The organism is Sphingomonas sp. MMS12-HWE2-04, assembly GCF_044881185.1.
In the GTDB taxonomy this organism is placed as follows: domain Bacteria; phylum Pseudomonadota; class Alphaproteobacteria; order Sphingomonadales; family Sphingomonadaceae; genus Sphingomonas.
The window spans coordinates 2,150,714-2,170,219 of record NZ_CP173254.1 but is presented as its reverse complement, the minus strand read 5'-3'; the positions used below and the strand labels follow the sequence as shown (position 1 = coordinate 2,170,219).

Here is a 19,506-nt window from a genome sequence, read left to right as displayed (position 1 = left end):
GCCCTGGCGACGATGCTGGTGCTCGCCGCGCCGGCTTTTGCCGATTCGAACCTGCCGCCGGCCGCGCTTGCCAACACCCAGCTTCGCGATCCGGACAAAGAGGCCCAGGCCAAGGCGCTGATGGAGACGCTGCGCTGCCTGGTCTGCCAGGGCCAGTCGATCGCCGACAGCGATGCCGACATGGCGGGCGACATGCGCGCTCTGGTCCGCCAGCGCATCCAGGCAGGCGAGCCGCCGGAGCGGATCCGCGCCTGGCTGGTCCAGCGCTATGGCGACTATGTGACCTATGATCCGCCGCTCGGCTGGCTCACCGCGCCGTTGTGGCTGGCGCCCCTGGTGCTGCTCGGCACGGGCCTGCTGATCGCGCGGCGCAGCTTCCGCCGCCGCAATGCCGGGGGCGAGCCATGATCGGCTGGTCGATGCTGGCGCTGGTTGCCGCGGGCACGGTAGTGGCGCTGGTGCTGCTGCGCTTCCCCCGCAAATTATGGACAGTGCCGGCGACGGCGCTGCTGCTCGGCGGCGCGGGCTATGCCTGGCAAGGCGCGCCAGGCCTGGAGGGGCATCCGGTCAGGAGCGAGGAAGAAGCGCGCGAGATCGATCCCAAGATCATTGAGCTGCGCGATGCGATGTTCGGCCGGTTCAATTTCGACGCCTCCTATTTCGTGGCTGCCGATGCAATGACGCGGATCGGATCGCCGCGGGCCGCGGTCAACGTGATGATCGGCGGCGTTCGCAAGGCGCCGCAGGATGCAGCGCTATGGACCTGGCTGGGAGTCGCGCTGTCCGAACATGACGGCAACCAGATTTCGCCCCCGGCGAAGTTTGCCTTCGAACATGCGATCCTGCTGTGGCCAAAGCATCCGGGCCCGGAGTTCTTCTATGGACTCGCCCAGGCTCGGCAGGGCAGTTTCGCCGAGGCGCGGACGCATTGGGCCAAGGCACTGGCGCTGACCCCGGAAAACGCGAGCTACCGCGACGAACTCGGCTTCCGGCTGGCGCTCATCGACCGGCTGGTGGCGATGCAAGCCGCGCAGGCGCGGGGCGAAGCACCACCGCCGATGCCGCCCCTGCAGGCGCCCGAGTCTCCCCCTCGCCGGAGGCGAGTGGGACGCCTGCGCCCGCCAGCACACCCACATCGAACCGGCGCTAGGCCGAGCGCATGCGGCGGAGCCCCGGCTCAAGGCGGGGTGACGCAGAATTCATTCGCCGCGGCCGGTCTTTTCCTGGAGGGCGTCGATGCGCTTCGAGGCTTCGGCCTTGGTCAGCGTGTCGTCGAAACCTTCCTGCGCCTCTTCGCTCAGCGTCTTGAGATAGCTCGCCTGCGCGCCGGTCATCCGCTCGTCGCCGGTAGTCCAATCGTCGGGATTCTTTTCGGCGTTGGAGAAGGGTTCGGTCTTGGGGTTGGCAGTCATGTTTTTGTCCTCGCTGGGGTTTCGCTGGAATAACGGCGATCGTTTTCCTTTTGTTCCGGGGCTGGCGGGCCGAAGGCCGAGCGTTGAGCCACGACGCTTGCGCTTTTGCCGCATGCAGGCTAGACACTGAACCATATGGTTCAGTATGCAAGTCCTCCCCTCGATCTCTCCTTCGCGGCGCTGGCCGATGCGACGCGTCGCGGGATCATCGATCAACTGGGGCGAGGGGACGCGTCGATCACCAGTCTCGCGGACAAGTTCCAGATGACGCTGACCGGGATGAAGAAGCACGTTCAGGTTCTCGAGCGGGCCGGGCTCGTCGTCACGCAGAAGGTCGGGCGGGTGCGAAGCTGCACGCTTGGAAAACGCGGCCTCAAGGCGGAGGCCGAGTGGATCGAGGCGCATCGCCGGCTCTTCGAGGCGCGCTTCGACGCATTGGACGAAATCATCAGCGAACTGAAACAGGAGAGAACCGATGACTCAGCAGGTTGACCGCGCGGGTGCTGCGCCGAGCCGCACGTCCGTCGAGCGCAAAGGGGATCGCGAGCTGGTGGCGACGCGGACCTTCGATGCGCCGCCGAGCATTGTTTACCGGGCGTGGAGCGAGGCCGAGCTGTTCCGGCGCTGGTGGATGCCGAAGTCGGTAACCGGCGTTTCGCTGGTATCGTGCGAAATGGACGTGCGGACCGGCGGCAAATATCGGCTGGAATTCGGCACGGGCGGCTCGGACACCATGGCCTTTTACGGCAAGTACCTCGAGGTGGTGCCGAACGAGCGCATCGTCTGGACCAACGACGAAGGCGAAGAGGGCGCGGTCACGACGGTGACCTTCGAGGACCAGGGCGGGAAGACGCTGCTGACGTTCCACGAACGCTATCCGTCCACGGAGGCGCTCGAGGAAGCACTGCAGGGCTCGGCGGCCGGATTGCCGGAGCAGCTGGATCAGCTCGACGAATTGCTTGCCAGCGCCGCCTAGCGCGGATTGGTGGCACGTCTGCTCTTGGGACGAAACTCCGCCGGCCTATCCGCCGGAGCCGGAACATTTTATCCCAAGAGCAGCCGTTTTCGAGTGCGTCCTGCCTTATGCCTACCGCCTGGATGGCGCAGCAGCCGGGCGGATTACCCGTGCCATGCCTCGAAGGGCAGATCGAGATCGTCGGCGACGGCCTTGAACGCGATCTTGCCCTTGTAGACGTTGAGGCCGTTGGCGAGATGCTTGTCGGCCTGCATCGCGCCCTCGGCACCGAGATTGGCGAGCTTGAGCACGAAGGGCAGCGTCGCATTGTTGAGCGCGAAGGCCGAGGTGCGGGCGACCGCGCCCGGCATATTGGCGACGCAATAGTGGATCACGCCTTCGACTTCGTAGACCGGGTTGTCATGCGTGGTCGCATGGCTGGTCTCGAAACAGCCGCCCTGGTCGATCGCGATGTCCACCAGCACCGAGCCGCGCATCATCGTCTTGAGCATGTCGCGAGTGACCAGCTTGGGCGCCGCGGCGCCCGGGACCAGCACCGCGCCGATGACGACCTGCGAGGTCTTCACCGCCTCGGCGATAGCGGCCTTGCTGGCATAGGCGGTCTTGATCTGGCTGCCGAAATGCATGTCGAGCTCGGCCAGGCGCTCGTTGCTAATGTCGTAGATCGTCACGTCGGCGCGCTGGCCGGTGGCCATCTGCGCGGCATTGATCCCCGAGACACCGCCGCCGAGGATCGCGACCTTGCACGGCGCGACGCCCGGCACGCCGCCGAGCAGCTCACCACGGCCGCCCTGTTCCTTTTCGAGATAGTGCGACGCGACCTGGATCGACATGCGCCCGGCGACTTCCGACATCGGCTTGAGCAGGGGCAGGGCGCCCGAATTCGAGGTCACGGTCTCATAGGCGATGCAGGTCGCGCCCGACTTCATCAGGCCCTCGGCCTGGGGCTTGTCGGCGGCGAGGTGGAGATAGGTGAATAGAAGGTGGCGCGGCTCGAGCATCGCGATCTCGCCAAGCTGGGGCTCCTTGACCTTCACGATCATGTCCGATCCGGCGAACACTGCGGCAGCGTCCGGGGCGATCTTGGCGCCGACGGCGGTATAGGCGGCATCGTCGAAATCGATGCCCATGCCGGCCTTGGTCTCGACCAGCACCTGATGGCCGGCATGGACCAACTCGGCGACCGATGCCGGGGTCAGACCGACGCGATATTCGTGATTCTTGATTTCCTTGGGCACACCGACGCGCATGGCATCCACTCCAGAATTGTTGTGCCGTGGATAGTATCGCAAGTTACCGGTGCGAATCCCTGCAAAGTTCGCCGCCAGCGGCTGGGCTTTGCGCATGGATTTGCTATATCGGGCACAGACGCGCGAGATTCCTGCATGACCGACCGGATCGACACCGCCATCCTCAAGCTCCTCGCCGCGGATGCGCGCGCGGCGGTGAGCCAGATCGCGGGGAGCGTTGGCCTGTCGCAATCGGCGTGCACGCGGCGGATCCAGGCACTCGAGGCGGCGGGGCACGTCACCGGCTATGGCGCGCGGCTCGGCCATCGCGGGCTCGGCTTCCGGATCACTGCGCTCGTCGACATCACGCTGGGCACCCAGATCGAGGAGGATCTGGCCCGGTTCGAGGCGGCGGTGTCGCGAATCGACGGAGTTGTCGAGTGCGCGCTGGTATCGGGTGGGCAGGATTACCGGCTCAAGATCCTGTGCCGCGACCTCGACGATTATGAGCGGCTGCACCGCGAGCATCTGGGGCGGCTACCCGGCGTGGTGACGATCAATTCGAGCTTCGTGCTGCGCGCCGTGCCCACTCGCAGCGAGGCGGATGCGCTGTTTGGCGGAGCGGCGTAACGATTTTGGCGGAACCGCTGCGCCCTCTTGCGCGTCTCGCCCCGGGATACCATCTCAAGGCGTCCGGGACTGCCCCCGTTGCCCGGCAATGTTGCACGTGCTAACGGCCCGGGCTCTTTGATGCAGACGAGAACATAGGTCGCATGACCAGGTCCGTTCCTTCTTCCCCGCGACAGCTGCAACCGTGAACACCGCTGCAGATGGGAGCGCGCATGCGTTCCCGGCCACCGACGATTCGCATGCCGTCCAGGGCCATGGCCATGGCCAGGACGGGCTGCTGAAGCTTTCGGTCGGTGCGATCGGCATCGTCTTCGGCGATATCGGGACCAGCCCGCTCTATGCGTTTCGCGAGACCTTCGCGAACGAGCACCACAAGCTGCCGCTCGATACGCCGCATGTTATGGGCGCGATCAGCCTGATGTTCTGGTCGATGATGGCCGTCGTCACGCTGAAATACGTTTCGATCATCATGCGCGCCGACAATAAGGGCGAGGGCGGCAGCCTGGCGCTGCTCGCGCTGATCTCGGGGCGGGCAGGGCAGAAGCGCTGGACCGCCGGGATCGTGCTGCTCGGCGTGTTCGCGACGGCGCTGTTCTATGGTGATTCGATGATCACGCCGGCGGTGTCTGTGCTGTCGGCGGTGGAGGGCATCGCGGTGGCGGCGCCGACGCTGTCCGGGCTGGTGATCCCGATCGCCGTGGTGATCCTGGTGCTGCTGTTCTCGATCCAGAGCACCGGCACCTCGCGCGTCGGTCTGTTCTTCGGCCCGATCATGCTGATCTACTTCCTGACGATCGCCACTTTGGGCGTGCTGAGCATCGTCCACGAGCCGACCATCCTGCTCTCGCTCGATCCGCGTCATGCGATCGAATTCTTCACGCTGAACCCAGGCCCCGCCTTTCTGGCGCTCGGCTCGATCGTGCTCGCGGTGACCGGCGCCGAGGCGCTCTATGCCGATATGGGCCATTTCGGGCGCAACCCGATCCGCGTCTCGTGGCTGTTCTTCGTGCTGCCGGCGCTGATCCTCAATTATATGGGGCAAGGCGCGCTGCTGATGCGCGAGGGCCAGGCGGCGCTGGCCAGCCCGTTCTACATGCTCGCGCCCGATGGCTTCCAGGTGCCGCTGGTGATCCTCGCGACGATGGCCGCGGTGATCGCGTCGCAGGCAGTGATCTCGGGCGCCTTCTCGGTCACCCAGCAGGCAATCCAGCTCGGCTTCATCCCGCGGCTGCGCATCGAGCATACCAGCGCTTCGACCGCCGGGCAGATCTACATCCCGCTGATCAACTGGGCGCTGATGGTGATGGTCATCGCGCTGGTGCTGTCGTTCCGCAGCTCGTCGAACCTCACCGCGGCCTATGGCATCGCCGTCACCGGCGCGATGCTGATCGACAATTGCCTGCTCGCGGTGGTCCTCTTCACACTGTGGCAGTGGAAGAAGCGGTACGCGCTGCCGCTGCTGGCGATCTTCTTCACCGTCGATCTCGCCTATTTCAGCGCCAACCTGACCAAGGTGCCCGATGGCGGCTGGTTCCCGCTGATGATCGGCCTGATCGTGTTCACGCTGCTCACCACCTGGGCCAAGGGGCGCAAGCTGATGATCGATCGCCTCCGCGAGAGCGCGATGCCGATCAAGATCTTCATCGAATCGGCGGCCAATGCGGCGACGCGCGTGCCGGGCACCGCGGTGTTCATGACCTCGACTCCCGAGGGCGTGCCCCATGCGCTGCTCCACAATTTGAAGCACAACAAGGTGCTCCACGAACGCGTCATCCTGCTCACCGTGAAGATCAAGGACGTGCCGTTCGTGCTCGATGCCGATCGGATGAAGATCGATGATCTCGGCAAGGGCTTCCACCGGATGGTGCTGTCCTATGGCTTCATGCAGGAGGCCGACGTGCCCGCGGCGCTCAAGCAGGTCAGCGCATGCGGCGCCGAGTTCAAGATGATGGAGACCAGCTTCTTCCTCGCCCGCCAGACGCTGCTGCCGTCGAGCCGGCCGGGCATGATGATCTGGCGCGAGAAGCTGTTCGCGTGGATGCTGCGCAACGCCGAAAGCGCGATGGAATTCTTCCGCCTGCCGACCAATCGCGTGGTCGAGCTGGGAAGCCAGGTCGAGATCTGAGCGCATCCGCTCCCCTTATCGTCACCGCGCTGTTCGGGCGGCAGGACCAGGCCTGGTTCAATGCGCTGCGCCGCGAACATTATCCACCTGAGCGCAACGTCCTCGACGCGCACCTCACGCTGTTCCACCAATTGCCGCCGAGCGCGGGCGACGAGCTCAAGCATCGCCTCAGCCAAGAGACCCGCGGAATACGCGCGCCGCGGGCCAAGGTGACCGGGCTGATGTCGCTGGGAGGTGGAGTGGCGTACCGGATCGAGGCGCCCGAGCTGGTGGCGATTCGCGACGGACTGCTCGATGCGTTTGCAGGGTTGCTCACGCCGCAGGACGCCGGTCGCTGGCGCCCGCACGTCACGATCCAGAACAAGGTGCGTCCGGTGCTGGCCAAGGCGGTGCAAGCGGCGCTCTCGCGTGATTTCACACCGCGCGAGGTCGAAATCGCAGGACTGGCGAGCTGGTATTATCGCGGCGGGCCGTGGGAAGCGCATTCGCGTCACATGTTCGCTTGACCGCGGCAAAAGCCGGACCTATGTCGCGCCCTCGCCCGAAGCGAGCCCTGTTGGGGCGGAGTAGCTCAGTTGGTTAGAGCAGCGGAATCATAATCCGCGTGTCGGGGGTTCAAGTCCCTCCTCCGCTACCATTCCCAAGCACCGATCGCCTGCGAATGCCGCCCGCTCCGCTGAGGGAAAACCGATGCGCCGACGGGCTCGTTCGAGAATGGCTAAGCGTGTCGGCTGTTGTCCAACGCGCCTGCCATCACGAGCAAATCGGTCTCCAGTCGAACCCGGTCGCCAAGGCGCTGCAATATGGCTTTGGTGGCGGCTATGAAGCCCGGCTTATTGGAGGCGATGTCTTCTGCGGTCCAAAGGTCGCAATAGGACGTCCAGTTTGTTTTGAGCTTTTCGAACTCGTTCGTGGCGCGCGCGATCGCTTCGGGAGTGAAACCGGGTAGCGACTGCATTGCCTCGCTGTAGAGCGCCGCTTCCTCTATCGCCAGATGCGCCGCCACGGTGTCGACGAGCTGCTTCAAGGCGTGTGCCAGTTCGGCGGCGCTGGCACCCGCTTCGGTGAGCCTGGAAAGCCGCTTGGAAAGCAATTCGATTGCCGCGTGATCCCGCAGAAGCTCCATTCGCAGCTGTTTCATAGTGCGCTCCCAGATTGCTCCTTAGTGAAGCACCTTTCCGGCAGTATTGGGTATACGTATTTTACCGACGGTCTAACGCCGACCTATCGACATTTCCCGTTAGCTCTTGCTCTGGCTGGGCGCTAAGTCCGATGGAGGGCGCCGCGATTTGGAGCCAGGCTGCGAGGCTGCTTACCTGCTCCGCAGCCATCCATTCCATTCCCAGCACGGAAGCGTGAGTTGCAGCACTTCGACATTCTCATCGTCGGCGCGGGCCATGCGGGCGCGCAATGCGCGATCGCGCTGCGCCAATACGGCCATGCCGGATCGATCGCGATCCTCGGCGACGAGGCTGAGCTTCCTTATGAGCGGCCGCCGCTCTCCAAGGAATATCTCGCCGGAGACAAGGCGTTCGAGCGGCTGCTGATCCGCCAGCCCGCCTTCTGGGCCGAACGTAACGTGGCGATGCTGCTCGGGCGGCGGGTGGTCTCGGTCGATCCCGCCGGCAAGACCGTCACCGACTTGGGCGGTGTAGCGGTCGGCTATGGCAGCCTGGTCTGGGCGACGGGCGGATCGCCGCGGCGGCTGTCGTGCGCCGGGTATGACCTTGCCGGGGTCCACGCGATCCGCACCCGCGCCGATGTCGACAAGCTTGCCGCTGAATTGCCCGAGGCGAAGCAAGTCGCGGTGATCGGCGGCGGCTATATCGGGCTCGAGGCTGCGGCAGTGCTGCGCAAGCTGGGCAAGCCGGTGGTGCTGATCGAGGCGCTCGACCGGGTGCTGGCGCGGGTTGCCGGGCCCGTGCTGTCGGGCTTTTTCGAGGACGAGCATCGCCGCCAGGGCGTCGACTTGCGCACGGGCGCGCTGGTCGAGGCGCTGGAGGGGGACGCGCGCGTCAGCGGCGTGCGGCTGCAGGGCGGCGAAACGATCGCGACCGACCTCGTCGTCGTCGGGATCGGGATTCTCCCCGAAGTCGCCTCTCTGCTCGATGCCGGGGCTACAGGAGGCAATGGCGTCGCAGTCGACCGCCAGTGCCGCACCAGCCTGCCGGATGTCTTTGCCGCGGGCGACTGTGCGCTCCACGTCAATCGCTGGGCCCAGGACGCGCTGGTCCGGCTCGAATCGGTGCAGAATGCCAACGACCAGGCCAGCGTGATCGCGAAGACGCTCACGGGGCAGGAGGCGCGCTACGAGGCGGCGCCATGGTTCTGGTCGAACCAATATGATCTGCGTCTCCAGACGATCGGGCTGTCGGCCGGCCATGACGCCAGCGTGGTGCGCGGCGATCCGGCGACGCGATCCTTCTCGGTGGTCTATCTCAAGCAGGGCAGGGTAATCGCGCTCGACTGCGTCAACATGACCAGGGATTATGTGCAGGGCAAAAGGCTGGTGACCGAAGGCCTCTCCCCCGATCCCATAGTGCTTGCCGACACCGCAGTGGCGCTCAAGGAGCTGTAGGCCGCTCCAAGGGGCGCTTTGGGTGGTAGCAGCAATGCTGTTTGCCCACAGCATTGTGTGCCGGCAATGCGTGCCCATGTTGCGTGCAAGGGGCGGCTCCCTTTAGATGCCGCCTTCAGCCAATCCGGAAAGATCGATGACCGCCACGCACTCCACTCGCATGTTGATCCTGGGCTCGGGCCCCGCGGGGCTCTCGGCCGCCATCTATGGCGCGCGCGCGGGGCTGTCGCCGATCGTGGTGCAGGGCATCCAGCCTGGTGGCCAGCTGATGACAACCACCGACGTCGAGAACTATCCCGGCTTTCGCGAGGTGATCCAGGGTCCGTGGCTGATGCAGGAGATGCAGGCCCAGGCCGAGCATGTCGGCGCGCAGATGCTATGGGACACGATCGTCGAGGTCGATGTCAGCCAGCGGCCGTTCCGCATGGTCGGCGACAGCGGCACCGTCTATATCGGCGACACGCTGGTGATCGCCACCGGTGCGCAGGCCAAGTGGCTGGGGCTCGATTCGGAAAAGCTGCTCCAGGGCAAGGGCGTCAGCGCCTGCGCGACCTGCGACGGCTTCTTTTTCCGCGGCAAGAAGGTGGCAGTGATCGGCGGCGGGAACACCGCAGTCGAGGAAGCGCTGTACCTCACCAACCACAGCCATGACGTGACGCTGATCCACCGTCGCGACACGCTGCGCGCCGAGAAGATCCTCCAGCAGCGGCTGCTTGCCAACGACAAGATCACCACGCTGTGGAACAAGAAGGTCGAGCGCTTCATCGACGGCGGCGGCGTCGCCGGGCTGGTGGGCATCGAACTCAAGGACATGGTGACCGGCGAACTCTCGACGCTCGACGTCGATGGCGGCTTCGTGGCGATCGGGCATCATCCCGCGACCGAGCTGTTCCGCGGCCATATCGATCTCGATTCCGATGGCTATATCACTGTGGAAAAGGGCACGACCCGCACCAACGTCCCCGGCGTGTTCGCCTGCGGCGACGTGATGGACAAGCATTATCGCCAGGCGATCACCGCGGCGGGCACCGGCTGCATGGCGGCGCTGGATGCCGAGCGCTTCCTCGCCGAGGCCGATTTCGAGCAGGTCGCCGAGGCAGCGGAGTAAAGCGCTTCCCGAAAGGGAGGATCAAGAGAGCGCCGCAAGCACCTGTTCGAACAGCCATTGCTTGTCGCCTTCGCGGGCGAAGCTGTGGCTCGCGGTGTCGCGCTTTTCGATCGACACTCGCGATCGGGCGACGTTGAACGCGCTGCTGCTCCAGATGTCGAGAAAGGCAATGGCGGTGTTGTCGCCTTGCGCCAGCAAGATCTTGACCGGCGCCTCGGTCGCTTCGAGCGATGCAGCGGCGCGGGTTGCCAAGTCTCCGGCATCCACAGAGTGGCTGGCAAGGATGCTCTGCAGTCCTTTGCCAAGCTTGTTCAAGTCGACGCCACCGCGCAGCAACCGCAGCCATTGCGCCGGGTCGCGCAGCCGCGCGGCATAATGGGATCGGATCGCCGGGGCCGGCGGCAGATCGCCCTGCGGCTCGACCAGCCAGGGATTGGCGAGCAGCAGCGCGTCAATACCCAGACCGGCGTGGAACAGGATCAACGCCGTCGCCGCGTCGCAATTCCCGAACGCGACCACGCGCGCGACGCCGGCCTCGGCGCGGAGCAGCGCGACCGCGGCCGCGATATCCTCTGCGCTGCTCTCAAAGCCGCGGTTGGTGCCGGTCGAATCGCCGATGCCGCGGCGATCGAATCGCAGGACGGGGTGCCCCGCTTCGGCCAGCCGCGCGGCGAGCATCGCCATGCCGCGATGCGCGCCGCAGCGTATCTCGTTGCCACCCGAGACGATCAGCAGGCCGGTGGTGCCGGGCGCCTTGTCGAGCGTTCCGACCAGCGTTTCGCCGGCGCACGGGAAGGCAATCAGACGGCGCATTGGCGGACCCATGTCGCGACATCGCCGGCAAGCCTGGTGGCGAGTTCGGCATCGGTGCCGGGTTCGGCGCGGCGCCAGAGCGGTGTGCCCGCGACGTGGAGATCGGCCTTTGCGACGTCGCTGTCGAGCCGGACGGTGCGCGCCTGGGCGGCGATGCCGGCGCGAGAGAGTTCGCTCAACAGCGCGGGTGCCACGAAATTGCCGGCATAGTCGCCGCCGCCGCCCGCCTGGCGCTGCCGTTCCAACTCGCGCACCAGATCGGCGCCGGTGACCGGGGTGAGGTGCCAGCGGGCGGCAAGCAGCGCCGTGGCGTCGACCAGCGCGCCGCTGCGCACCCCCAGGGCATAGGCCGGGCCGTCGACATGCTGGACCGCGCCGGCAAAGGCCGCGCGCAGATCGGCGAGACGCACTGCCTCGGTGGGGAGCAGGCTTTCGCCCTGGCCGGGCAGATCGGGAAGCGCGCCGGCAACGCCCTGCTCGGCGAGGCGGCGCAGCAGCGTCACGACGAAGTGGCGGGTGCGGTTGGCTTCTTCGAACAGCGGCAGCGCCGCGACCACGACCGGTCCCTCGTGCGGGCCGAAGCGAAGGATCGCCTCGTTGCCGCCGGACCAGTCATAGCGTTCGATCACCCGAGCGCCTTGTCCGCGGCGAAGCGCGTCAACGCGCCGAAGCTTTCGAGCATCTCGCCATCGACTTCGTCGTCCTCGATCAGGATGCCGAGACGATCCTCGATCTCGGTGAGCACGCCGGCGACGGCGAGCGAATCGAGTTCGGGCAGCGCGCCGAACAGCGGGGTACCCTCGCGGAACGCGGCGGCGCGTTCCTCGCTCAGCCCCAGCACGTCGCGGAGCACGGCGCGCACCGCATTCTCGACCTCGGCGAACCCTTCACGCTGCAATGTCAGTCCCTCACCAATTTTTCGCTGCCCTAAGGCTTGGCGGGTGCGCTGCCAAGGGTATGGGTAGGGGATGATTGCGCTCGATCCCGTCCCGCAACCGATCGACACGCTGCCGCTGCGTGGCGATCCCGGCGCCGTCGCGCTGGAGGACAGGGCCGGCACGCTGAGCTATGCCGCGCTGGAGGCGCGGGTCGGCGGGATCGCGCATTGGCTCTCCGCGTCGGGACTGGCGCCGGGCGACCGTGTCGCGACCTGGCTGCCCAAGACGCGCACCGCCTGTGTCATGCCGCTTGCTGCTCCGCGCGCGGGTCTCGTGCATGTGCCGGTCAATCCGGTGCTCAAGCGCGCACAGGTGGCGCATATCCTCGGCGACAGCGGCGCGCGGCTGCTGGTGACCCAGGCCTCGCGAATCGCGGCGCTCGAGCCCGGCGACGTGCCCGAGGGGTGCCGAGTGGTGACCGAGGAAGAGCTGGTGCCGGCCGGCGCGCTGCCGCCCTCGGACGCCGATCCGGCGGCGCTGGCGGCGATCCTCTACACCTCGGGATCAACCGGGCGGCCCAAGGGCGTGATGCTCAGCCATGCCAATTTATGGTTGGGAGCCATATCGGTAGCGCACTATCTTGATATCGGATCCGAGGATTGCGTGCTCGGCGTGCTGCCGCTGAGCTTCGACTATGGCCAGAACCAGCTATTCTCGACCTGGGCGGCAGGCGGGCGAGTGATACCGCTCGATTATCTCACCGCGCGCGACGTGGTGAAGGCGGTCGATCGCTTCGCCGCGACGACGATCGCCGGGGTGCCGCCGCTCTGGGTGCAGCTGCTCGAAGCCGATTGGCCCGAGGCTACGGCTGCACGGCTGCGTCGGCTGACCAATTCGGGCGGCGCGCTGACCCCGGCGCTGGTGCGGGGGCTACGCGCGCGGTTTCCGGGGGCCCGGCTGTTCGCGATGTATGGGCTGACCGAGGCGTTTCGATCGACTTTCCTCGATCCCGATCTGATCGACGCGCACCCGGATTCGATCGGACGCGCGATCCCCTTTGCCGAGGTGATCGTGGTGCGTCCCGACGGGGGCCGTGCCGCTGCCGGCGAGCCGGGCGAGCTGGTCCATGCCGGGCCGCTGGTCGCGCAGGGCTATTGGCGCGATGCCGAGCGGACTGCGCAGCGCTTCCGTCCGGCACCCTGTTTCGCCATAAGCGGCGGCATGGCGGCATGGTCGGGCGATACGGTGGTCGAGGGTGCGGACGGATTGCTCCGCTTCGTCGGGCGCGACGACGAGATGATCAAAAGCGCAGGCAACCGGATCAGCCCCACCGAGATCGAAGAGGCCGTGCTCGCGGGCGGCGAGACTGCCGAGGCGGCGGCGTTCGGCGTAGCGGACGAGCGGCTCGGCCAGTCGATCCTAGTGGTGGCGCGCGGCGACGGGGGCAGCGAGGACGCGCTGCGCGAGCGGCTGCGGCGCGTGTTGCCGAGCTTCATGCAGCCGGCGCGCTATGCCTGGCGCGACGCGCTGCCGCGCAATCCCAACGGCAAGCTCGATCGGGCTGCGCTCAAGGCCGAACTGGCATGACCCCGAAGCCCATAGGGCCGATCCCGCCCGAATTCGCCGGGCTCGATGCGCTGCCCTGGCTGGACGCGGCGACGCCGGCCTATGTCTATGATTTCGCAATCGTGGCGGCGCGGATCGCGCGGTTGCGGGCGGCGCTGCCGGGCCAGGTCGCAGTGCATTATGCGATCAAGGCCAATCCCTTGCCGGCGCTGCTTGAGAGGATCGCGCCGCTGGTCGACGGGCTCGACGTCGCCTCTGCCGGCGAGCTCGACAAGGCGCTCGGCGTCATGGCGGCAAGCGCGGTGAGCTTTGCCGGGCCGGGCAAGCGCGATTTCGAACTGGAAGCGGCGATCGCGGCGGGCGCGACGCTCAATCTCGAATCCGAGGGCGAGGCGGCGCGCGCGCTGGCTATCGGCGAACGGCTGGGCGTGACGCCGCGACTCGCGGTGCGGGTGAATCCCGATTTCGAGCTGCGCGGATCGGGAATGAAGATGGGCGGGCGCGCCTCGCCCTTCGGCGTCGATGTCGCGCGGGTGCCGAGGCTGGTCCAGCAGATTTGCGCTAGTGGTGCCGACTGGCAAGGATTTCATATCTTCAGCGGCTCGCAGTCGCTGGATACCGAGGCGATCATCCAGACCCAGGCTGCGACGATAGCGCTGGCGGAGACACTCGCCGAGCAGGCTGGCTGGATGCCGCCGCGAGTGAACCTGGGCGGCGGCTTCGGCATTCCCTATTTCGCCGGCGACACGCCGATTGATGTGGAAGCGATCGGTGCTGCGCTGGGTACCGCGATCCACGCGTCGTTCCTCACCCTTACCAAGGTGGAATGGGCGATCGAGCTCGGTCGCTGGCTGGTCGGCGAGGCGGGCGTCTATCTGGCGCGGGTGATCGACCGCAAAGAGAGCCAGGGCGAGACCTTCCTCGTCGTCGATGGCGGGCTCAACCACCATCTCGCGGCGACGGGCAATTTCGGCACGGTGGTGCGGCGCAACTATCCCGTTGCGCTCGCCCACCGGATGCAGGCGCCGGCTGAGGAAGTGGTGAACATCGTCGGGCCGCTATGCACCCCGCTCGACCGGCTGGCCGACCGGGTCGCGCTGCCGCGGGCGGAGGTGGGCGACGTTGTTGCGATCTTCGCCTCGGGCGCTTACGGCGCCAGCGCGAGTCCGAGTGCCTTTCTGGGACATCCGCCCGTGCACGAGATTCTCCAGAGTTGACGTCAGCGGATGACGTCACTGCCCACGCCTAACGCTATCTTTACCTCTCTCCCTGCATAGCCCTGCCCGATCCGCATGAGCTCGCGGCCGCTTTTCGGCGCAGCGTCGGCTGATGGGGAGGGGAGCGCGGCACATGAATTTCGATCGGTTTTCCAAGGGTATCGGCGGAGTCGCATTGGCTGCGACGCTGGTGACGGGGTGCAGCGGCGGCGGTTCGCGCCCCGAGCTGCCGCCTGCGACCTTCGTCGCCAACCGCGAGGGGCCGGGCGAGGAATACATTATCGGCCCGATGGACCAGCTCAACATCTTCGTGTGGCGCAACCCGGAGCTGTCGGCGAAGGTGCAGGTGCGCCCAGACGGCCGAATCACCGTGCCACTGATCAGTGACATGCCCGCGGTTGGCAAAACCCCCGCGATGCTGGCCGATGACCTCAAGATCGCGCTGGGCGAATATATCAAGGACCCGATCGTCTCGGTCATCGTCGAGAATTTCCAGGGCACCTACAGCCAGCAGGTCCGCATCGTCGGCGCGACCGAGAAGCCGGCCTCGATTCCCTATCGCGCCAACATGACCGTGCTCGACGCGATGATCTCGGTGGGCGGCCTCAGCGAATTCGCCTCGGGCAACCGCGCCCGCCTCGTCCGCTACGACAAAACGACCGGGCGGCAGCGCGAATACAAGATCCGCCTCGGCGACCTGCTCAAGAACGGCGACGTCTCGGCGAACGTCCGGCTCGAGCCGGGCGACGTGATCATCATCCCCGAAAGCATGTTCTGAGGATCGCGGGATGGGCAGTCTCTATGACGAGCTGAGGGCCGCGCTCCACGCGGTATGGATGCGGCGCTGGATCGCGCTGGCCGTAGCCTGGGCGGTATGCCTCGCGGGCTGGTTCGTCGTGTCGCAGATGCCCAACAAATATGAGGCGCATGCCCGCATCTTCGTCCAGCTGCGCCAGATCCTGCCGACTGACGGCACGACCGCGCTCGAGCAGCAGAAGGATATCGACCGGGTCCGCCAGACGCTGACTTCGGCAGTCAATCTCGACAAGGTGGTGCGCGGCACCGACCTGGCGCGCACCGTTTCGAGCGAGCGCGACATCGCCGATCGCGTGGCAGGGCTGCAACAGGCGATCAAACTGACCGCGCAGCAGGACAATCTGTTCGAGATCACGGTGACGGCGCCGAGCGGCAAGCTTGCGCAGCAGATCGCGCAGAAGCTGATCGACATCTTCGTCGAGGCCAATCTCGCCGACAATCGCGACGCGACCAGCCAGTCGCTGCGCTTCCTCGACGACCAGCTCTCGACGCGCCAGAAGGCGCTGCAGGAGGCCGAAGCCAAGAAGGCCGACTTCCAGGCGCGCTATCTGGGCAACCTGCCGGGCACCGGGTCGCTCAACGACCGGATCGGCGCGGCACGCACCCAGCTGGCCCAGGTCCAGTCGGACCTCGCGGCGGCGCAGAGCAGCCTCAACGCCGTCAACGCGCAGATGGCGGGCACGCCGATCAACGTCGCGGGTGCCGGCGGCGGCGCCTCGCTCGGGCCGGCACGCGCGCGCCTCGCGGCGATCCAGGGTCAGATCGCAGACGCCCGGTCCAAGGGCTATACCGACGCCCATCCCGACATGATCGCGCTGCGCAACCAGCTCGCCTCGGCAACCGCCGCGGCGCGCAACGAGCCGGTGGTCAGCGGTGCCGCGGCAGGGTCGTCGAACCCGCTCTATCTCAGCTTCCAGTCGATGCGTGCCGACAAGTCGTCGCAGGTTGCCGCGCTGGTCGAGCGCAAGAACCAAATCGAACGCGATCTGGCGCAATTCGATACCAAAATCGCCAGCGCGCCCGGCGTCGCTGCCGAGCAGGGCCAGATCGACCGCGAATATCAGGTGCTCAAGGACCAGTATGACAAGCTGCTTGCCGATCGCGAGCAGGTGCGCATCAAGGGCCAGGCAGAGAGCGAGACGGAAGGCGCCAAGTTCAACGTTGTCGATCCGCCCGCGCAGCCGCGTGCGCCGACCTCGCCCAATCGCCCGATGCTGCTGACCGCGGTGCTGATCGCCGGGCTCGGCGCAGGCGTCGCCGCGGCGTTCGCACTGGGCAAGCTGCGCACCATCTATTCGACCGCGGGCCAGCTCGAGCGCGCCAGTGGCATCCCGGTGATCGGCTCGATCGGTGAAGTCGTCACCGCGGCGCAGACCGCGATGCGGCGCAAGCGGCTGACGCTGTTCGCCGGCGGCACCGTGGCGCTGGGCGTCGCCTGGCTCGGTCTTGTCGGCGTAGAATTCCTTCAGCGCGGCATGGGGGCCTGAGCGCCATGAACGATCATACGCCTCGCCGCTTCAAGGGCACGCTGCTCGAACGCGCCGCCGCGCAGTTCGACTATGCGCCGCTGCCGCCGATGGACGAGGCGCCCAAGCGCGCGCCGCGTCCGGTGCCGCCGGCCGAGCCCGCGCCCGAGCCGGTCATCGCGCCTGAACCGATGATCGAGCCCGTCGCGCAGCCCGCGCCCGAAGCGCCGATCGAAATCGACACGCCGATCGTCCTCGAGGCGCCCGAGCCGATCGAAGCGGCCTTTGGTCCGATCGCCGAACCGATGCCGGTCGTCGAACCCGAGCCCGTCTGGGCGCGTACCGGCCGCCGCCGGGCGCCGATCGATCGCGATCGGCTGGCCGAAGGCGGGATGATCGTTCCCGGCGCGCATATCGATGCGCTGGCCGAGGAATTCCGCATGGTGAAGCGCCAGCTGCTGCTCACCGCACGCGCCGTTGCGGCCGAGGGGACTGCCAAGGCCGCCGACAAGGCGCGCATGATCCTGGTGTGCTCAGCCCAGCCCGACGAGGGAAAGACCTTCTGTGCGATCAACCTCGCGCTCTCGATGGCGGCCGAGAAGGACGTCGAGATCCTGCTGGTCGATGCCGATTTCGCCAAGCCCGACGTGCTCGAGCGCCTCGGCGTGCCGCAAGGTCGCGGCCTTCTCGATGCGCTGGCCGGCACCGTGGGCGATGTCGAGGATTGCATCGTCGACACCGACATTCCTCAGCTTTCGGTGCTGCCGGCCGGCACCAAGAGCAACAGCGATACCGAGCTGCTGGCCAGCGACCGCGCACGCGCGATCCTCGACCGGCTTGCCGCGGCCAATCCACGCCGCATGGTGATCTTCGATTCGCCGCCCGCGCTTGCTGCCTCGCTCGCCTCTGTGCTGGCATCGCATGTCGGCCAGGTCGTGCTCGTCGTGCGTGCCGACCGGACCAGCGAAGGCGAACTGCGCGAGGCGGTCGCCACGCTCGACGCCTGCGAGCATGTCCAGCTCGTGCTCAACTCGGTCTCATTCCAGCCGGGCGGGCGCCGGTTCGGCAGCTATTATGGGGAGTCGGGCCGGTGACCCGCTATCTGGTTCCTGGCGCACTCGCGCTCGCCTGCGCGGCGCAGCCCGCAGCGGCGCAGGAGAAGCGCCTGCAGGTGACGCCCTATATCGAGGCGAGCCAGGTGCTTGCCGCCGATCTCTCGGACGGCGGCGATGTGCTGACCTATTCGACGCTGGCCGCCGGCATCGACGCGTCGATGAACACGCGCCGCGTCCAGGTGCAGGTGAGCTACAAATATGAGCGCCGCTTCGATTATGACGGCAGTCTCGCCAACGACCAGACGCATAGCGGCCTGGCGCAGGGCCGCGCAGTGATCGCGCGCGACGTGACGCTGGAAGGCGGCGCGATCGCAACGCGCTCGCGGGCCGATATCCGGGGCGACGCGCTTGGCACCAGCCAAGGCAATGTCCGCAATTCGAGCCAAGTCTATTCGGCCTATGTCGGCCCCAATATCGCGACGCATGTCGGCGCCGCTTTCGTCAATGCCGCCTATCGCTTTGGCTACACCAAGGTCGAGGCGCCCGGCGCCACCGGGGTTCCCGCAGGTTCGCCGCCGCTCGACCGCTATGACGATTCGAAGGTGCATGTCGCCACCGCCAGCGCCGGGGTGAAATCGGGCACGGTGCTGCCGGTCGGCATCACGGCCAGCGGATCGTACACGCGCGAGGATGCCGGCCAGCTCGACCAGCGCTACGAAGGCAAATATGGCCGCGGCGACGTGGTCCTGCCGGTCGGGCGCGGCGTCGCGCTCACTGCCGGCGTGGGCTATGAGCAAATCCGGATCAGCCAGCGCGACGCATTGCGCGGCACCACCGGCGCACCGGTGACCGACGGCGCCGGCCGCTTCGTCACCGATCCGAATTCGCCGCGCCGCATCGCCTATGATTTCGACGGCGTATTCTGGGATGCCGGCGTGATCTGGCGCCCCAGCCGCCGCACCTTCCTCGAAGCGCGCGTCGGCCGGCGCTATGACTCGCTCAGCTACAACGGCTCGTTCAGCTATCAGATGGGCCCGGGCAGCGGCATCCAGATCGGCGTCTATGACAGCGTCGAGACCTTCGGCCAGCAACTCGGCGGCGCGCTCGCCTCGATGCCGACCAGCTTCCAGGCGACCACCGATCCGTTCGGCAACCAGTTCAGCGGCTGCATCTATGGCACCACCGGCGCGGCCGCAGGTGGCTGCCTGGCGGACGTCTTCGCCTCGGCGACGACTTCGGCCTATCGCGCCCGCGGGGTAACAGGCGTGGCGGTGTTCGGCCGCGGCGGCACCCGCTTCGGCGTGGGCGGCGGCTATGGCCGGCGCAGCTTCTTGGCGCCTTCGGGCTCGACCACCGAAGGCACCGCGGACGAGAGCGTTTATGGCCAGCTCTTCGCCTCGCAGAATGTCGGTCGCGACGGCCAGCTCAGCACCAGCCTGTTCGGCAGCTATTACACCAGCAGCCTGCCGGGCGCCGACGGCCTTGTCGGCTATGGCGCGAACACGGCCTATACGCATCAGTTCGGCCCGCTGGGCGCGACGGCGTCGGTCGGCGTGTTCGGGTTCGAGCGCGACGGCGACAACAACACGCAAGCGCAGGCGCTTCTCGGCCTGCGGTACGGCTTCTAAGCTCGGGAC

General features: G+C 66.9%; 20 protein-coding genes and 1 tRNA gene. 15 read left to right on the top strand and 6 right to left on the bottom strand.

Annotated elements, in window-relative coordinates; all coding sequences use genetic code 11:
• Positions 1–12 precede the first annotated feature (12 nt).
• Positions 13–408 carry a cytochrome c-type biogenesis protein gene (locus tag AB2M62_RS09935; protein WP_404339892.1) on the top strand — a complete coding sequence of 132 codons (396 nt, stop codon included), beginning with the start codon at positions 13–15 and terminating at the stop codon, positions 406–408.
• A gap of 791 nt (positions 409–1,199) precedes the next feature.
• Here AB2M62_RS09935 and AB2M62_RS09930 read toward each other — a convergent pair.
• The gene (locus AB2M62_RS09930; protein ID WP_404333383.1) at positions 1,200–1,412 is read right to left on the bottom strand and encodes a DUF3072 domain-containing protein; all 213 of its coding nucleotides are present in this window, start codon (positions 1,410–1,412) and stop codon (positions 1,200–1,202) included.
• 135 nt (positions 1,413–1,547) lie between these two features.
• On the opposite strand from AB2M62_RS09930, the gene AB2M62_RS09925 reads away from it, so the two are divergent.
• A complete protein-coding gene (locus AB2M62_RS09925; RefSeq protein ID WP_404333382.1) occupies positions 1,548–1,904 on the top strand; it encodes an ArsR/SmtB family transcription factor in 357 nt (118 codons plus the stop codon).
• Positions 1,888–2,388: an SRPBCC family protein gene (locus tag AB2M62_RS09920; protein WP_404333381.1), complete on the top strand. Its 501-nt coding sequence runs from the start codon at positions 1,888–1,890 to the stop codon at positions 2,386–2,388. Before AB2M62_RS09925 ends, AB2M62_RS09920 begins: the two co-directional genes overlap by 17 nt.
• Positions 2,389–2,531: 143 nt before the next feature.
• Here the strand turns inward: AB2M62_RS09920 and ald are convergent, their stop codons facing one another.
• Positions 2,532–3,638 (bottom strand): alanine dehydrogenase, encoded by a 1,107-nt coding sequence (ald, locus tag AB2M62_RS09915; protein WP_404333380.1) that lies wholly within the window; start codon positions 3,636–3,638, stop codon positions 2,532–2,534.
• Between the two features lie 135 nt (positions 3,639–3,773).
• Here ald and AB2M62_RS09910 point away from each other — a divergent pair, with 135 nt between their 5' ends.
• The 4 genes from AB2M62_RS09910 (at position 3,774) to AB2M62_RS09895 (ending at position 7,009) form a co-directional block, all read left to right on the top strand.
• Entirely contained in the window at positions 3,774–4,247 is a 474-nt protein-coding gene (locus AB2M62_RS09910) for an Lrp/AsnC family transcriptional regulator (RefSeq protein ID WP_404333379.1), read from the top strand.
• A 184-nt stretch (positions 4,248–4,431) separates the two neighbouring features.
• On the top strand, positions 4,432–6,372 hold the full coding sequence (locus AB2M62_RS09905) for a potassium transporter Kup (protein ID WP_404333378.1): 1,941 nt from the start codon (positions 4,432–4,434) through the stop codon (positions 6,370–6,372).
• Positions 6,369–6,878 (top strand): 2'-5' RNA ligase family protein, encoded by a 510-nt coding sequence (locus AB2M62_RS09900; RefSeq protein ID WP_404339890.1) that lies wholly within the window; start codon positions 6,369–6,371, stop codon positions 6,876–6,878. The genes AB2M62_RS09905 and AB2M62_RS09900 overlap by 4 nt, the downstream gene beginning before the upstream one ends.
• Before the next feature lie 54 nt (positions 6,879–6,932).
• Positions 6,933–7,009: transfer RNA gene (locus AB2M62_RS09895), tRNA-Met, on the top strand.
• Between the two features lie 81 nt (positions 7,010–7,090).
• Here the strand turns inward: AB2M62_RS09895 and AB2M62_RS09890 are convergent.
• Positions 7,091–7,513 (bottom strand): hemerythrin domain-containing protein, encoded by a 423-nt coding sequence (locus tag AB2M62_RS09890; RefSeq protein WP_404333377.1) that lies wholly within the window; start codon positions 7,511–7,513, stop codon positions 7,091–7,093.
• Positions 7,514–7,732: 219 nt separating this feature from the next.
• Here AB2M62_RS09890 and AB2M62_RS09885 point away from each other — a divergent pair, with 219 nt between their 5' ends.
• Positions 7,733–8,950: an NAD(P)/FAD-dependent oxidoreductase gene (locus AB2M62_RS09885; RefSeq protein WP_404333376.1), complete on the top strand. Its 1,218-nt coding sequence runs from the start codon at positions 7,733–7,735 to the stop codon at positions 8,948–8,950.
• Between the two features lie 136 nt (positions 8,951–9,086).
• The gene (gene trxB, locus AB2M62_RS09880) at positions 9,087–10,058 is read left to right on the top strand and encodes a thioredoxin-disulfide reductase (protein ID WP_404333375.1); all 972 of its coding nucleotides are present in this window, start codon (positions 9,087–9,089) and stop codon (positions 10,056–10,058) included.
• A 21-nt stretch (positions 10,059–10,079) separates the two neighbouring features.
• Here trxB and AB2M62_RS09875 read toward each other — a convergent pair whose 3' ends face one another.
• Genes AB2M62_RS09875 through AB2M62_RS09865 form a run of 3 tightly spaced genes read right to left on the bottom strand, consistent with a single transcriptional unit; the run spans position 10,080 to position 11,769 of the window.
• Complete coding sequence (locus AB2M62_RS09875; protein WP_404333374.1) at positions 10,080–10,871, bottom strand: hydrolase 1, exosortase A system-associated; 792 nt, start codon at positions 10,869–10,871, stop codon at positions 10,080–10,082.
• A complete protein-coding gene (locus tag AB2M62_RS09870; protein ID WP_404333373.1) occupies positions 10,859–11,500 on the bottom strand; it encodes a hypothetical protein in 642 nt (213 codons plus the stop codon). The genes AB2M62_RS09875 and AB2M62_RS09870 overlap by 13 nt, the downstream gene beginning before the upstream one ends.
• A complete protein-coding gene (locus tag AB2M62_RS09865) occupies positions 11,497–11,769 on the bottom strand; it encodes an acyl carrier protein (protein ID WP_404333372.1) in 273 nt (90 codons plus the stop codon). The genes AB2M62_RS09870 and AB2M62_RS09865 overlap by 4 nt, the downstream gene beginning before the upstream one ends.
• A gap of 70 nt (positions 11,770–11,839) precedes the next feature.
• Here AB2M62_RS09865 and AB2M62_RS09860 point away from each other — a divergent pair, with 70 nt between their 5' ends.
• From AB2M62_RS09860 to AB2M62_RS09835, 6 genes are all read left to right on the top strand, one after another.
• A complete protein-coding gene (locus AB2M62_RS09860; protein ID WP_404333371.1) occupies positions 11,840–13,336 on the top strand; it encodes an acyl-CoA ligase (AMP-forming), exosortase A system-associated in 1,497 nt (498 codons plus the stop codon).
• On the top strand, positions 13,333–14,532 hold the full coding sequence (locus AB2M62_RS09855) for a pyridoxal-dependent decarboxylase, exosortase A system-associated (protein WP_404333370.1): 1,200 nt from the start codon (positions 13,333–13,335) through the stop codon (positions 14,530–14,532). The genes AB2M62_RS09860 and AB2M62_RS09855 overlap by 4 nt, the downstream gene beginning before the upstream one ends.
• 133 nt (positions 14,533–14,665) lie before the next feature.
• Entirely contained in the window at positions 14,666–15,310 is a 645-nt protein-coding gene (locus AB2M62_RS09850; protein WP_404333369.1) for an XrtA/PEP-CTERM system exopolysaccharide export protein, read from the top strand.
• A gap of 10 nt (positions 15,311–15,320) precedes the next feature.
• Entirely contained in the window at positions 15,321–16,835 is a 1,515-nt protein-coding gene (locus tag AB2M62_RS09845) for an XrtA system polysaccharide chain length determinant (RefSeq protein WP_404333368.1), read from the top strand.
• Between the two features lie 5 nt (positions 16,836–16,840).
• On the top strand, positions 16,841–17,908 hold the full coding sequence (locus AB2M62_RS09840) for an AAA family ATPase (protein ID WP_404333367.1): 1,068 nt from the start codon (positions 16,841–16,843) through the stop codon (positions 17,906–17,908).
• Positions 17,905–19,497, top strand: coding sequence for a hypothetical protein (locus AB2M62_RS09835; protein ID WP_404333366.1), 1,593 nt, complete (start codon positions 17,905–17,907; stop codon positions 19,495–19,497). Before AB2M62_RS09840 ends, AB2M62_RS09835 begins: the two co-directional genes overlap by 4 nt.
• The last annotated feature ends 9 nt before the right edge of the window (positions 19,498–19,506 follow it).